Here is a 14,334-nt window from a genome sequence, read left to right on the forward strand (position 1 = left end):
CAAAGGCCGTACATATGAACGCACCGTCCGCGTGGATAAATCGGTTGAGAAGCCCCTTGCACCGCGGGCCGTTCCACATATGAGGTTGTATAGGTTCGAGAACGGATCGGTAGTTGCTATGGGCTCAAACCATGGATCCGCCCACTAAGGAGGAATTCAATGCCACTCAAATGATCCATTTGACAAAAGACCTGATGTGATGGGAACCGAAGCTTACGCCTCCAATTGGGGCCCATGATCTCGTTGCCGCAAGGCCGATTCCGAGCTATGCTGCAATGCAACACTATTGGGAGGTTGACATGCATACCTTGCCAGTAATTGCAGACGTCCAAATCGAACGCGCTTTGGCTTCACCGGCCAAGTTTGCCGACAACCCCTTCCGCACTTGGGCGCTTGACGCGCTACAGCGACGGAACGCCACTCTCGACGCAGTGTTCTACGATGTAAATGCAGTGACGCCTGAAGAAATCCCCGACGTTGCATTTTGGCTGGCTCGGGAAGGAGCCGTCATCCTTGTGCCTCCTTCGGGAGAGGGTCGCCTCAAGGTGTTTTTGACGCCTGAGGATTTTCTACGCCATTCCGACAGCGCCAACGCGCTGGCAATCGCTGGCGTCGGTAGTTCTGCGCTCGGAGCCGCCGCGTTCGCGCGAAATGTTGCCGACGGGCTTGGCGAACCCGTTGCCGCTGTTGTTTCAGGATACGGATTGGCGGACGTTTTGACCGAAGCACTCGGTGGCTTTTTCTGGTTCGGTGCGCTCAACAGCATCCGACATGTATTTGAGCCCATCGATGCATTCACGAAGATGTTTTCCAGCACAGAACAGCTTGAGCATGGTTACCTGTGGACACGAACAAGCCAGGATACCGAAACTGTGATCTCGTTGCTCGAGGACAAACGATTTGCGCCGCGTTTTCTTGTTGGGCATTCCAAAGGCAATCTTGTTCTCTCCGAGGCGCTCTACGCAATTGTCGATGAGCGGCCAGACCTGGCCGAGCAACTCTCCGGACGGTCGCGGATCGTCACGATCAGCGCAAAAGTCGGGATGCCTTCGCTTTTCAGGGATGTCGTGGACGTAATGGGTGAGTGGGACTGGTTTGGCGCCCTGAATTCGCGCCCTGACATTCCGGCGGATATCACGGTACCCAATGCTTGGCACAGCACCAATCCTGCATTTCCGATCGGAACAAGCATCAACGTTGCCAAAACGATCGAGAGCGTGCGCACGAAATTCCAACGCGCTCCGGTTGCGATGCGTGCCGCCAATCTGTCGAAAATTCTAGACGCTCCGCAGCGCACGGTCGCTTCGATGCGTTCGCGCTTGCAGAGCGATGGCCGCGAGAATGAACGTTGGTAGACCGCGCCGATGAAAAAAAGCACCCGTCTTGAAGCGAGCGTTAGAACAATGCTGCCGACGAGGCAGTTTAGCGGGTAGATGCAGCCTTCGCGACGTTGCGGATGTCCGCGCGGTCGATGCCGAGGTAGCGCAGTTCGCGGTTCGTCATGCCGCGGTTCGTCATGCGGCCGAGTTCAGACCGCCTGATGGTACTTGCGCTAATTAGTGAACGAGCGTGCTACATCCGTGATAATCCCATTTACCGGCTGCCAGTCCGTGGCGCTTCGTTCGCTTCGGTGGCCTCTGCATTCCATTGCAGCGCCAACTAACGATGCTAGTAATGCCCTAAACGCATAGCTTTAAAAGGCATCCAAGTTTAATCCGACAAAGTCACATGATCAATTCGTCAGCGTAGAAATTCGCTTCGAGCCAAGAGCGTGCGAGCGTAAGATCGAAGTTGTCGGGTGCCGAGCCATGCCCTGTTTCCAGCGAATGGTGGGTGATATCGGCTTTGGCTTCTGAAAGCTGCTCGGCAGGGAGCAGGGGGTAGTGTGGCCTGCGTCTGTTGTCGTGGAGCTGAGCCTTGAAATGATCAGCACGGGCTTGCGCGACAGTTCTGCAAGGACGGATCACTCGGCAATCACCTACGGGCGCAGCGGGTTCGCTCCAACAAGCAACCGCGTTACGACGGCAAGGTTCCCTCCCGTCAAGCCTTGGCTAGTGCACGTGCATATTGGCCGCCCCTATTGCTTCCAGAAACTTTGCACGCGCTACCTCGGTGTCGATTTGACCGGCGAGTGCACCTCGGCACGCGTTTCGCGCCTCGATGAAGGACACCGTTTCACAGTCCTCCCAGCTATCTTTCAAAAAGAGAACGGCGTCGAAGGCGCTCGTGACGAATTCGCTACCTCGCGAGCCCACCGAGATTTGGACGGGCTTTTCCCACTTGGCGATTGACATGACGATCTCCCCGTTGGCTCAAGCGACGGGCAAACGTGCAATTCTTGGAAAAGTTCCGTGCCCCTACCGCGGTCATGGATACTTCCTCTGCGAGGGCGCGGACGGCCGACAAGACCTGCGCCGACCGCCCACTCCTCGTGTGCTACCCAGCGCCCAAGAACATCAGCAGATACTAATGTGTTCCAGGCCTTCTCCCAACCTCGTCCAGGGAGAAGTGGCCCAAAAGTAAGAGTTTTATTCCTTTTGAATTGGTTGGGCTGTGGTTATCCTGTTGATAGTTGGTGAATCGTCCGCTTCTACCGGAACCTGCCCACGCACCGGTTGTCGAGGACGGGCGGCGCTGCGAGGACAAATTAGTGTGCCAGGTAGCAAATTCTCACGCCGGTCCAGAGCTCACTTCCGGCTGCAACTAGACTGCCAATCGATTGCTTTCCGCATCGCTAGTGATGCTCTTCACCTTGAGTGTGTCGGTGTGAAGGTCGGGTATGATATCGCGCGATCTGACGCCTTGGCCACGCTCTTTTGAATCGGGGCTCCCCGACGCCCCATCTCGAACGCTATTCCAACGTTGGCCTGTTCAAAGCCCGAGCTCCGGGCCCAGAGGCGTTCGAACTGACCGCCAAATGTCTTGAGGGTGGAACGCTTCTTGCACGGTTACTAATGTGTTTACCGCGAGGAGGCTTTTGTAATGAATTGGCACAGAAGCGATATTTTCGCTCCCCTGATGCTTGTAGTGGGTGGTCGAGAAAAATACAGACTTGTGAGTTCGCTTAGGGAGGCTGCGGAAGCTCTCATTGGTGACTGGCCATCTGACGACGGCGAGGAGTACATGGAAGCGGTAAAGATTTGTCTGGACGCAATCCACGGCAAGCTTACGGCGCATGAAGCACGTGAGGCACTCATTCGGGCTGCAGACGAAGCAGGAATTCCGGTAATCCGCGTTGTTCATTGAACTTACGGTTGGGAGATGTTCCGTTTCAATCTAGATCTTGCCTTGTAAAAGCGATATCTTTGGTTGTACTGCGAGAGGTTCAAGGAAGTTGATTTCGCGTTTCGCGGGTGGAGGCGGCGGTGGAACAGATAGAGGCAATCGATCAAGCAAGAGCGGCGCATAAACAAAAAAGGCTCCGAGGCGGGGCCAAGTAAATCAGCTTACAAGTGAATCCTAACGTACAGCAAAGTACCCATTGCCTGGTGCACATCTACAGCTAATCGCGGGAAGAACCTGAGGCCCGCTCGCTAGAAACCAAATTTAGCCCGCGCGGTCTCACAAGCATCATCACCAGGAACACAAGCTCGACAGACATCTGGCCGAACTTCATAGACCAGGCATGCCGTGCTTATGCCGACTTCACCCGCCAACGCGGAGCATCGCGAGCCTTCGCAGCGCATGCCGCCTTGATCAGCTGCCACGTAGTAGCCGGGGACCAAAACCAGATCGTCATCAGCTTCCGTGGTGAACCTGGGCCACTCGGATGAGTATGAGCAGCACGCACCGCAGCTTTGGCAACCGACTTCGCCGTCAAACGCCACCCTCGCCCTCGTCGCGCGCGACAGACTTCCGTGCTTCACTTGTGCTTCAGAAGCCAAAGCTTGCCCGCCATGGTAATTCCTCGAGGCGAATACGCCGCGCCATCGGGTCGCTGGAGAGTGTGAAGGAGGTCAAGTTCCCTAAGCCGCTCCACCGTCGCCGTTGTGACCGACTTTTACCTTGATTGGACGCTCTTTAAACCGGTGTGACCTTGCGTAAGTGATGGCAGCGTTAAGATGTGTCCAGGCCTTGCCATCTTGGGAATGCAAGTCGCCATCCTTGGCAAGCTTCAAGGCTTTAGCCTGAGACGGTGTCAACTCCACCGAAATGGCTTGGGAATTTGCGCTGACTTTCTCTTTCGCAATCAGAAACGGTCTCCTTTAATTTTCTTGGCTCCCAGAATTTTGGGATTTCGTCCTTAGTTTTGACGTGCCTAAACAACAGAATAGAGCCGGACACAAATCCGGCTCCACTGTGCTTCCATCTCGTCTCCGTGCCAGTATATCCGTGGTCAGGGAGGCGAAGGGATTTGGCGGCGGGCGTTCTAGGGCTTCCTTTCTTCGGACGGCTCTACGACAGGCTGCGCCAGTCTGAGCGCCCTAAGCTTTTGCGTTTTCTTGTCTCTTTCAGCAGCTTCGGCTTCGAGAATATTGCGAACCGTGGAATTCACCTGCGTCGCTTTCGCGTAGTCAGAAAGTTTGGCAGGGTTGAAAAACGCTTCTTTCGTGATGGTCATGACCTCACTCCCATTAAATCTGCATCCTCAAGCAAGCGATCAAGTTTTGCGGGAATTTCTACGCCCAGCGTCGGACTTGCCTCTGGCAGATGATGTCTTCGCATCGTACGCTTGGCCGAAATTCGTTCCGCCAAGGTGACCGCCACCACTGGTGTTCCTTACCTGGCGGAGAGCCCGCTGGATTTGTTGGTCGGCATTTGTCTTTTTCATTCGATCACTATCTCTGAAAACGAGGAAAGGAAGGGAGACCCGACCTTGAAGGTTCGGTCGATGTACATCCCTGATAAAAGGCCGATGGGTAACTTAGGCAGCTTGCAGGTTTTCAGCGGCGCTCTTGCCCGAGCGGCTATCCTCGACGACGTCGAAGCTGATCTTCTGCCCTTCGGAGAGGAAACTCATCCCTGAGCGCTCGACGGCGGTTATGTGAACAAAGATGTCCTTGCTGCCGTCCGTAGGCTGGATAAAGCCGAAGCCTTTAGTGGTGTTGAAAAACTTAACGATACCTGTGTTCATGACGATTATCCTTTTCAATCGCACGATTGGTCGCTGCCCGACGAGAGCCATCGGCAGTCGATGATCGATGTCTGTAAGAAAAGGTTCGCCAGCTGCGTCGTGTAACGCAAAGCAAAGCTCAAAAAGCAAAAGTCGATGCTTTGTATATAATGAGCAAGAAAGTTATATTCAAGACGAGAGGCCCCGCCTAATTTCCCCGCGATATTCGACAGCCTTCGGCGGCTTCAAAGGAAAGAGCGTAGCTTTTGAAGCCACGCCCCGCTGTATAGCTTGGCGGCAGCTGACTACGCGGGAGATGACCGTGGCGCTTTCAGCAACGCAGCTTTTCGCTCTTCCTCGCGTCTGCCCAGCATCGCTATGTAGCGACTGCGCAGCGTTTTCATGTCGATTTCACCCTGCACCCATTTCTCAAGCCATGCTTGGAAGTCCATGGACCTCTCAACGGGCATTCCCGCTTTCTCAGCTCGCCTGAAAGCGGCTAGCCTCGATTTCCATATTGATCCCTCTAACAAGTGGAGGGGGCTTGGCGGGCGCCGCCCCGCTGCTTGAATTGTAATTCTGATTCAGGACCGCACTTCTCACTGGCGAATTGGACGTTGATTTAATGCTGTTACCAACCGGAAACAGCTCAACGATATCCTGGAGTGGGAATCGATACGCGGCACCACCGGCGTCGACATAAAGGTATCGGTCGTCTAGGCGCGAGCGAAAGCCCAGTCATCCAAACCATCGCAGTTGCACTGCCGACCGCAAGCATTGCCAGTGAGAGAGCGCGATCGTCATCCTGTCAACGCGATTGCTTTCGATCGAGCTCCGCAGTCAAATCGCGGAAGTTGCCGTCCCACGGCTAGAAACGGTCAACCAGATCGCCGAAACCGCAAAATAGAACGCACCAAGTCCCGCATAGGGCGCGACGTCAAGAATCGATGGCGGCGTAGCACCTAACGACTGCGTGATCATGAACCCGCCAGCCAGGCACGACTGGCCCCCGCTCAGGATCATCGCCCATTGGGCACCATGATACTGCCACCGCCGGACACCTGTCATAAGCTGAAGGAAACCAGAAAAGATCGCCCAGACGCCAAATACGGCCAATATTGCGAATGCGCTTTCTGACGCTGCCACGACTACCGCTACCGTCGTTGCCGTGCTGACGAGAATGTTGAGGGTCTGCGAGCCATTCGCCTTGAATCCGCCATTTGAGCTAGCATCGACCAAGTTCGCGACGGCGTCCCATGCTGGATAGATTACGAGCAGACCAATGCCCAGATTTGGTTGTCGGCAGTGATGATTGCGAGAGAAACCCACAAGATCGAGAAGGACGCACGCACGTAGTAGTACGATCGCAACCAATGGGATTGCCGGGTTTTCTGGCTTTTCATGCTTTGCTCCAATGCCGAGGCCTACCTTCTAGTAGGATGATTCATTCCTTATGTCAAACCTTTGATGATCGTATTTCATGCTTGACAACCTGCCTACCGATAGGTAGGGATGACTATGGAGACAACAACTTCGACCGCTGGAAAGATCTTGGACATCGCACAGTCCTTCATCGTGAAGGGCGGTTACAACGGTTTCAGCTACGCCGACATCTCAGGCGTCATTGGCATCCGCAAGGCTAGTATTCATCATCATTTCCCGACAAAGAACGAGCTGGTCGCAGTTCTCGTCGATCAGTACCGTAGGCAAGCATCTGATGGCCTCAATGGCTTGGACAAGAGCATTCCGAGCCCGCTGGATCGGCTTGAGGCTTATCTCAGTTTTTGGCAGAAATGCATCAAGGACGCGTCGGCTCCGATCTGCGTCTGTGCCATGCTCGCCAGTGAGATCGCTCTTTTGCCAGATGACATCGCTTCGCGGGTGCGTGCACATTTCCAGCGGTTGGCTGAGTGGTTGGCGGGCGTTTTGAAATCAGGGGCCGATCAAGGGGTATTCCGCATCGCCAATACACCTGGTCAGGAAGCGCAACTGTTCATGGCGGCCGTCCATGGCGCGATGTTGTCAGCGCGGGCACTGAATGATCCCAAGCTGTTCGGCATCATCACGAAGCCCCTTCTGGAAAGGTTGAAGGCGGTTGGTAATGAGCGTAATCCTTGAAACCAACCCATCGGCAGCTGAGTTTTATTGTTTCCGATCCCCGCAGCTGCGGAAAGCGATAGAACGCGAAGCAACGTCGCGTGCCAACGGGTGACGCTGCGCAAGCCATCGGACGATCAAGACGCAAACAGATGCTGTTTGCCTCGAGCGCGCCTCTAGTCGCAAACGTTCCTGTATAGTACCACCCGGTGCCCATGGCGGTATCCGTAGTATTTCCTGGTCCAGCAGCGTTGGGCATAGCGGCTTTCCGGGCCGTCATAGTCGTCATCGTACACATAGCGAGGCGAGTACCGATAGTCCCGCGCGGCTGGTGGATCATCGTGGTAGCGAGGCCCCGCGCCGTACTCAAAGTAGATCTGAGAGAATGCCGGCGACGCTGACAACGTGGTCGCCAGTGCCAGCGCCGCGATAACGAGCTTTTTCATATCTTCTTCCCATTGCAGTTAAATGTATTGTCCCTTGGTAAGGATGTCTCCCGCCTCAGGTGTAATACGTCATTGGTGTTGCGCTTGAACATCGGACCTAAGTCCGGCAGCGGTCAGACTTCGGTTTGGTCACCGTCAGGACCTTTGTCCGACTGTTCATGTTGATCCGACTCTGCATAGTCTTGCACGTCCCCAGCCCGTCGGACACCGGAGTACTCGGGGTGCCCGCCTTGAAATACACCAGGCGCGAACTTCGAACGACGATGGAGCCAGAGATGCGACAACGTGACGAAGCACTCACATCGGAAGATTTGTCGATCTGTGATGAAGTCCTGAACCACGTCGCGCAAAAGCATTCCATCGAAGATCAAGCCGATCGACTCCATCTTGCGGCTATTGTCATCGAGGTCTACCGGCAGGGAGTCCACTGTCCAGAACAGTTGACTGTGCTTGTCGATGCGTCCTGCGAAGCCATGCTTGAAATGAAGGGTTCCGGTCAGACGTCGGCTACGGCACCGCTCGAGGCCTCAATCCCCGGCAGAACTTGTCACAGCCAGTCTAGCCGGGTTCGCGAGCACCCCTGCCATCGAGAGCAATTTGCTGAGGCCGGTTCCCCATGTGAACCTCATCGGCACCTTCAAGGCGAACCGGAGGCGGCGGTCATCGGTCTGGATGGATCTACCGGAAGCGCTGCGTAAGGCTTTGGGCGCGCATCGATCCCCTAAGTGTATTGCCAGAAAGGCCGGAGCGCATGTCGAACATGGAAACCGGCCCCTTTCCTTCTTGGCGACCCCCTGCCGTCGTGCCTGATTGTATAGGAGGCAGCGTCACTAGCTAGGCAAGGTCGTTGCGAGCACTTAGAATTCGCCTTGACGCTGGTGATCAGTTTCTGATCCAAGCCCGGTGTCGTTCCGTAACAGATACAGGAACGTTGAAACAGGACGGGCTCATTGGCGACCGAAAATGCAAAGCCGGTTATTCTCTGGTTTCGGAAAGACTTGCGGCTAGATGACAACCGAGCCTTGCACGCGGCTTGCACGTCGGGGCGCCCTGTTATCCCCGTCTATATACGGGAACCCCGTTCGGACGGTACGGCCCCCCTTGGCGCAGCGCAGGACTGGTGGCTCCACCACTCCCTTGAAAGCATGCAGGGCGCGCTGTGCAAGCTTGGCGGTTCGCTGCATTTGGTCTCCGGCCATGCGCTGGATGAACTCAGCGACCTTGTTGCTTACAGCGGAGCAGAGACGGTACTGTGGAATCGGCGCTATGACCCGGCCGGCATTGCAATCGACACGCAGATCAAACGGACGCTTGCAGAGCGGGGCATAGAGGCCAGGAGTTTTCCCGGTCAGCTCCTCCACGACCCATCCAAACTGATGACCGGCGCAGGAACGCCCTATCGCACCTATACACCCTTCTGGCGTGCGTTGGAAAAGTTGTGCGAGCCGGGCGAGCCACTGGATCCGCCGACGAAGATCAGATTTGCGAACCTGCCTCGGGCGTCCGAACTGTTGGCCGACTGGACATTACTGCCCACAAGGCCGAACTGGGCGAAGGAGTTTAGCGACATCTGGATACCCGGTGAAGCGGCGGCACATCGACGGCTGAGCGATTTTGTCGAGGAAGACCTTCAAGGTTATCGGCTCAATCGCGAGCTTCCGTCGCGGCAGGCGACGTCCCAGCTCTCTCCCTACCTCGCGCTCGGAATTATTTCCCCGGCCCGCGTCTGGCACGAGACGCGGGGGTTGAGCAAACGCGTGCCAGTCGAGGATCTCGTTCACTTCCGCAAGGAACTTGCCTGGCGCGAGTTTTCCTACCACCTGCTCTATCACTTCCCAGGGCTTCCCAATACGAACTGGAACGACCGGATGGATACCTTTCCCTGGGAAAATCACCGGGAGCATTTCGAGATATGGACAAAGGGACTGACTGGTTATCCGATCGTGGATGCAGGGATGCGTCAGCTCTGGCGCCATGGTTACATGCATAATCGGGTTCGCATGATCGCGGCGTCCTTCTTGATCAAAGACCTGATGGTCGACTGGCGCCTCGGCGAGTCCTGGTTTCGGGACACGTTGATCGACGCTGATCCCGCCAACAACGCTGCAAGCTGGCAATGGGTCGCCGGATCGGGTGCGGACGCCTCTCCGTTCTTCCGCATCTTCAATCCGACCCTTCAGGGTGAGAAGTTCGACCCGGACGGTGCTTACGTACGCGAATTCGTCCCCGAACTGGCCAATCTTGACAACAGGTACATCCATCGGCCATTCGAGGCACCGGTCGATGTTCTGGCGAAGACAGGCATCACGCTCGGCACGACCTATCCCATGCCCGTGGTTAACCACGCGTTTGCCAGGGATAGAGCACTCGAGGCGTACAATGCGACAAAGGGCGCGTTTTGATCGCACGCCGCAGCCCGTGCAGCGTCTAAACGTGCATCACTGTAAACCAGCCATGCGATAGCCGCGGATAACGCGCTGGTCCGCCTCCATGTCTCGGGCCGATTGCGATAGCGGCCCGTTAGGCCATCGTTATTCCGATTGCAGGCATCGGCCGACGTTCCCGATCGCTGCGTAGGTTGGCGCCGGTCGCCCTCTGGATGCGTTGCTGTCGTCGGTGCCATCCACTCGATGTGTGGTCGAAGCAACCAAACCATTCGGAACGCATTTCGATTAGCGTATTGAAGCGTGGCATCACGGGGTCCGATCCACGTGACGTCAGGCTCGAAACGTCCGGTCTGCTCTATCTCATGCGGACCGGACATCTCGGTTGGGCCATCAAAACGGCTTGAGGCCACGCGTATTTATGATCGCGCCGCCCTTTCGAAAATCCTTGCAAAGCGCTCTGCGAAAGCCCGGGGGTCAAGTGGTTTGCTGCCGTCAAGAATACGGGCCTCGTCCAGCAGAAGCGCGACCGCATCCTCACGGAAGGCCGCGTCGCCGTCGATTGCGGCAATGGCCCTGATCATTGGATGAACAGGATTGATTTCAAGGACTGGTTTGGCTCCAGCCTGGATGCGACCCGCTCCCTGCAGGATTTTCTCCATCTGGAGATCGTAGCCTCCTTCCGTTGCCACGAGGCAAACCGCGCTTTCGGTGAGGCGGCCCGACACGCGAACGTCCGCGACATGATCCCGGAGCTGTTCTTTTGCGAACTCGATGAATGCCGTCGTTTCGGCAGGAGCGTCAGCCGCCGGATTGTCCAGGCCGTCAACCTTTGCAAACTGCGACAGATCGGTCGATCCCTGGGTAATGGACTTGAACGTCTTGCCTTCAAAGTCGGGAGCATTCATGACCCAAAAGCTATCGATGGAGTCCTCGAGCAGCAAGACCTCGATGCCTCGCGCGCGAAACCCCTCGAGGTGAGGTGAAGCCTTGAGCTGATCGTGCGAGCCGCCGGCGAGATAAAAGATCGCGTTCTGATTTTCCCTTGCGTCCTTCACATAATCTGCGAGGGAGCGGTGCGCCTCGCCCGATGCCGTCGTTCGGAACCGTGAAATAGCAAGCAGTTGAGCGCGACGCTCGGCATCCTCGTAGATCCCTTCTTTGAGAACGGCGCCGAAATTGTCCCAGAACGTCCTGAAGCCGTCGGCATCATCCTGGGCGAACTTCTCGATGGCACTGATAACTCGGTTGGTGACGCCCTTGCGGATAACCGTCAGGATCGGGCTTTCCTGGATCATCTCTCTCGACACGTTCAAAGGCAGGTCGGAGGTATCGACAAGGCCGCGGACAAAGCGAAGGTAGCGCGGCAGCACTTCGGCTTCATCGGTAATGAACACGCGCTTCACGTAAAGCTTCATGCGACCCTTTCGATCAGGGTCGAACATGTCGAACGGCTGGGAGCCGGGCACGTAGGCAAGCGTCGTATATTCATGACGCCCTTCTGCTCTGTAATGCACCGTTACGGCGGGCTCGTCGTATTGACCGGAAATTCCGCGGTAGAAGTCCGTATAGTCGTCCTTGGATATGTCCGATTTTGCCTTGGTCCAGAGCGCGGTGCCGTCGGTTAGCTGCGTAGGCTCGCCACCCGGTTTGTCGATCAGGTCGATTGCGACAGGAACGTGGCCTGATTGCTCCTTGACGATCTTCTCCACGGTCCATCGGGAGGTATATGTCCGGGCATCTTCCATCAGATGCAGCGTGATGCGTGTTCCACGCGCTGGCGCGTCGGCAGGATCCAAGCCTTTCACGGTGAAGCTGCCCTTGCCATCGGAACTCCAAAGCCAGGCCTCCTTGGCGCCAGCACGCCGGGAAATCACGTCGACCCGGTCGGATACCATGAAGCAGGAGTAGAAACCGACACCGAACTGCCCGATCAGCTGGCTGCCCTCTCCTGCCTTGCGCGCTTCAATGCGCTCCATGAAAGCCCGCGTGCCTGAGCGCGCGATGGTGCCGAGAGCCTCTATCATTTCGTCGTGGCTCATGCCAATGCCATTGTCCTCGACCCTTAGCTGCCCATTTTCCTCGTCAAGCGTGATCGTGATGCGGGCATCAGGTGCGCTTGCCAGCAGCGATGGCGTCTCTATCGCCTCATATCGGAGCTTCTCGCAGGCATCGGCTGCGTTCGAAATCAGCTCACGAAGAAAGACGTCCCGATCCGAGTAGACCGAGTGGACCATCATATGCAGAAGCCGCGCAACGTCCGCTTCAAACACGTGATTTTCGGCTGGCTTGTCTGCCGCAATGGTCATGCCGTATGTCTCCTGTCGGATTAGGAAATGGAGCCATGAAGTGCCCAAATCCATTCAAAAATTCAAGATGGTTTTCGATCCCGAGCCTGGCGGAGCGCACTTCCATTAACGCAGTTGTGCAAAGCGCTTCCTCGGATCTTTCTTATTCCTGGAGTCTTGCGACTATCCTCGCTTGTACCGGGAGTGAGTTCAATGTTGGTAGCGCGTTTGGTGCCGGGAAGCTTTTATTGGGCCAGACCCATGGCCGACATCCATGAGATCACGATCGTGCAAGTCTCGACCATGTTCGGCGAGGATCGGGACTTCTGGACGCTGGCCGCCATTGGTTCGGACCAGCATTACATGCCATCTGACTTTGAAATCATCGGACCGGTCGACGGACCAGGATGGACGCTGCGTCAGGCGGCTGAATAATACCGCACTGTCGGGATGCGTCATGGCGATGTGGGGACATCCCTCGCGTTGGTCGTCGACGCTGCCGCGTGCGTCTGATCCTCGATCTGTTCAACTTGCGCGATGACAGAACGACTTTCAACGCGTGAACTGAACTCACATGGGACTTCCCCCTCGGCATTTGCGACTACGGCCCCCTGCACAATGTGGGCTGCCGCATCTGCGCCCGTTACTGAGCCTGACCAGCAATATAAACAGAGCTAGCTTGACAACCGCGATTAGAGAACGTGTTGGGTCACAGTCCTTCGAAGTTCCGCAAAAGCCGGTCCCGGAAGCGGGGTTTCTAAGTGCGGTTTTCCTAGTGGGTGAGCCGATGCGGTATTTCTGTCGGACCCAGATCTTCTGAATCTTCTCTCTGAACGCTAATTCGCCGCGTCACGAAGCTTTTGATCCAATTCGCTGATCCAGGAGATATATTTTTCCCGCAGCGGATGATCTTCCGCCAACAAGGCAAGCTTCATTTCCGCGAGCTGGCGCTGATCACGGATGAGTTTAACGTCAATCTTCATTCATAGCTTTTCCTGATTCTGCTGGTTCAATTCAGTACATTTCCAGAAGGAGTACTACCTGATTGCACGAGTCTGCACAACAGACTGTTCCTTCTTTGTTCCGTGTCACCTTCGCCGAGTCTCTGCTCGGCAGAGACGCCAGTTTTGAAGTCCGGGCAAGAACCCGATCGGCGTGGTGGCCGCGGACTGCAGTCATTTATGTTGGCGAAATCTTCGAGGGGAATATTGGTATAAGCCGGCGCCTTGACCCCACCCGAGCGGCAGAACAATGAAGCGGCTCGAACTGAGAAGCTTGCGGTTCCATCAGCAACATTCTCAAAAGCAATTAGATGCCTCACACGGTTGGCACTTTCGGGTAAGGATCGTCATCCTGCACGACGACGTAGCCAACATTGTTGAATATGCCCGAGTGCGCTCGACCCCGCGAATGAGTACTTCTGATTATTGGGCGAACCCATGGCGACGGGATTTCACGCCGGGCGCTTCGGCAGCATATCTACCGGCCTCACCTCAAGGCCACCAGCGAGCCCGACCAGGCGTAGCGAAGTGCTCATGCTTCTTACTCCCCGGACAACCGTTCGAGGCAGACCGTTTTGACAACTTCCTGCAGGCTCCTGACCTGTTCCGTCAACCAGGCAAGTTCCTCTTGGGTGATCTCGTATTGGGAGGAATACCTGGCTTCGACATAGGCGCGAGACAGCAGCTCGAAGCACCGCCGCGAAAACCGGGTGTCACGAGGCCATGCCGCAATCAGGCGCGGGTCAAGTCCTTCGGCGCGAGAGCGCAGCACCTTGATGCGATGCGACTTCGGGCTGTAGAGGGTGAGGGTCAACAGAGCGCAGTGGTAAAATCGCTCGACGGCTTGGTGCAGGTCGAAGGCCGCGTGATTAGGCATGCCGTCTGAAATCGCATTCAAAGCCCGAGTAATGCAGTAGGACGCGTTCGGGAACCAGCGTTCAAAATGCTCTCGAGATTCCTGCTCTATGATTTCCGGCGTCAATGGCTTCGGTTTTGCTAGCGGATGGCCGGGCACTTCGTAGAGGACGATGCCGTCCCTGGCGATATCGACGAAGAAGGGTCGGC

General features: G+C 56.1%; 13 protein-coding genes and 3 pseudogenes. 5 read left to right on the forward strand and 11 right to left on the reverse strand.

Annotated features, from left to right (window positions below; translation table 11 throughout):
• The first annotated feature begins 299 nt into the window (after positions 1–299).
• Positions 300–1,355 (forward strand): hypothetical protein, encoded by a 1,056-nt coding sequence (locus tag FHT97_RS30180; protein ID WP_183757151.1) that lies wholly within the window; start codon positions 300–302, stop codon positions 1,353–1,355.
• A 67-nt stretch (positions 1,356–1,422) separates the two neighbouring features.
• Here the strand turns inward: FHT97_RS30180 and FHT97_RS31695 are convergent.
• The 3 genes and pseudogenes from FHT97_RS31695 to FHT97_RS30195 all read right to left on the reverse strand — a co-directional run bounded on the left by FHT97_RS31695 (position 1,423) and on the right by FHT97_RS30195 (position 2,294).
• Positions 1,423–1,585: pseudogene (locus tag FHT97_RS31695) on the reverse strand (DUF1127 domain-containing protein).
• Positions 1,586–1,724: 139 nt separating this feature from the next.
• On the reverse strand, positions 1,725–1,967 hold the full coding sequence (locus FHT97_RS30190; RefSeq protein WP_183865144.1) for a hypothetical protein: 243 nt from the start codon (positions 1,965–1,967) through the stop codon (positions 1,725–1,727).
• Positions 1,968–2,051: 84 nt separating this feature from the next.
• Entirely contained in the window at positions 2,052–2,294 is a 243-nt protein-coding gene (locus FHT97_RS30195) for a DUF982 domain-containing protein (RefSeq protein WP_183757152.1), read from the reverse strand.
• A 688-nt stretch (positions 2,295–2,982) separates the two neighbouring features.
• Here FHT97_RS30195 and FHT97_RS30200 point away from each other — a divergent pair.
• Positions 2,983–3,246, forward strand: coding sequence for a DUF982 domain-containing protein (locus tag FHT97_RS30200; RefSeq protein ID WP_183757153.1), 264 nt, complete (start codon positions 2,983–2,985; stop codon positions 3,244–3,246).
• 287 nt (positions 3,247–3,533) lie between these two features.
• Here the strand turns inward: FHT97_RS30200 and FHT97_RS30205 are convergent, their stop codons facing one another.
• The 5 genes and pseudogenes from FHT97_RS30205 to FHT97_RS30220 form a co-directional block, all read right to left on the reverse strand.
• Positions 3,534–3,827: a YkgJ family cysteine cluster protein gene (locus FHT97_RS30205; protein ID WP_183865146.1), complete on the reverse strand. Its 294-nt coding sequence runs from the start codon at positions 3,825–3,827 to the stop codon at positions 3,534–3,536.
• Between the two features lie 35 nt (positions 3,828–3,862).
• A pseudogene (locus FHT97_RS31345) lies at positions 3,863–4,154 on the reverse strand (hypothetical protein).
• Positions 4,155–4,369: 215 nt separating this feature from the next.
• On the reverse strand, positions 4,370–4,561 hold the full coding sequence (locus tag FHT97_RS30210; RefSeq protein WP_183757154.1) for a hypothetical protein: 192 nt from the start codon (positions 4,559–4,561) through the stop codon (positions 4,370–4,372).
• 303 nt (positions 4,562–4,864) lie between these two features.
• A complete protein-coding gene (locus FHT97_RS30215; protein ID WP_183757156.1) occupies positions 4,865–5,074 on the reverse strand; it encodes a cold-shock protein in 210 nt (69 codons plus the stop codon).
• Between the two features lie 819 nt (positions 5,075–5,893).
• Positions 5,894–6,456, reverse strand: a pseudogene (locus tag FHT97_RS30220) (DUF308 domain-containing protein).
• 115 nt (positions 6,457–6,571) lie between these two features.
• On the opposite strand from FHT97_RS30220, the gene FHT97_RS30225 reads away from it, so the two are divergent.
• Together FHT97_RS30225 and FHT97_RS30230 are read left to right on the forward strand one after the other, a co-directional pair.
• Positions 6,572–7,171, forward strand: coding sequence for a TetR/AcrR family transcriptional regulator (locus tag FHT97_RS30225; protein WP_183757158.1), 600 nt, complete (start codon positions 6,572–6,574; stop codon positions 7,169–7,171).
• A gap of 1,375 nt (positions 7,172–8,546) precedes the next feature.
• Positions 8,547–9,998: a deoxyribodipyrimidine photo-lyase gene (locus tag FHT97_RS30230; RefSeq protein ID WP_183759300.1), complete on the forward strand. Its 1,452-nt coding sequence runs from the start codon at positions 8,547–8,549 to the stop codon at positions 9,996–9,998.
• A 401-nt stretch (positions 9,999–10,399) separates the two neighbouring features.
• Here FHT97_RS30230 and htpG read toward each other — a convergent pair whose 3' ends face one another.
• Positions 10,400–12,289: a molecular chaperone HtpG gene (gene htpG / locus FHT97_RS30235; protein ID WP_183759299.1), complete on the reverse strand. Its 1,890-nt coding sequence runs from the start codon at positions 12,287–12,289 to the stop codon at positions 10,400–10,402.
• 192 nt (positions 12,290–12,481) lie between these two features.
• Here htpG and FHT97_RS30240 point away from each other — a divergent pair, with 192 nt between their 5' ends.
• A complete protein-coding gene (locus tag FHT97_RS30240) occupies positions 12,482–12,703 on the forward strand; it encodes a hypothetical protein (protein WP_183759298.1) in 222 nt (73 codons plus the stop codon).
• Between the two features lie 401 nt (positions 12,704–13,104).
• Here the strand turns inward: FHT97_RS30240 and FHT97_RS30245 are convergent, their stop codons facing one another.
• Entirely contained in the window at positions 13,105–13,251 is a 147-nt protein-coding gene (locus tag FHT97_RS30245) for a hypothetical protein (RefSeq protein WP_183759297.1), read from the reverse strand.
• A 559-nt stretch (positions 13,252–13,810) separates the two neighbouring features.
• Positions 13,811–14,334, reverse strand: a 524-nt coding sequence (locus FHT97_RS30250) for a HEPN domain-containing protein (protein WP_183865148.1), incomplete at its 5' end; no start/stop codon positions are given.

Origin of the sequence: Rhizobium sp. BK399, assembly GCF_014194695.1 — a bacterium.
Taxonomy (GTDB): domain Bacteria; phylum Pseudomonadota; class Alphaproteobacteria; order Rhizobiales; family Rhizobiaceae; genus Rhizobium.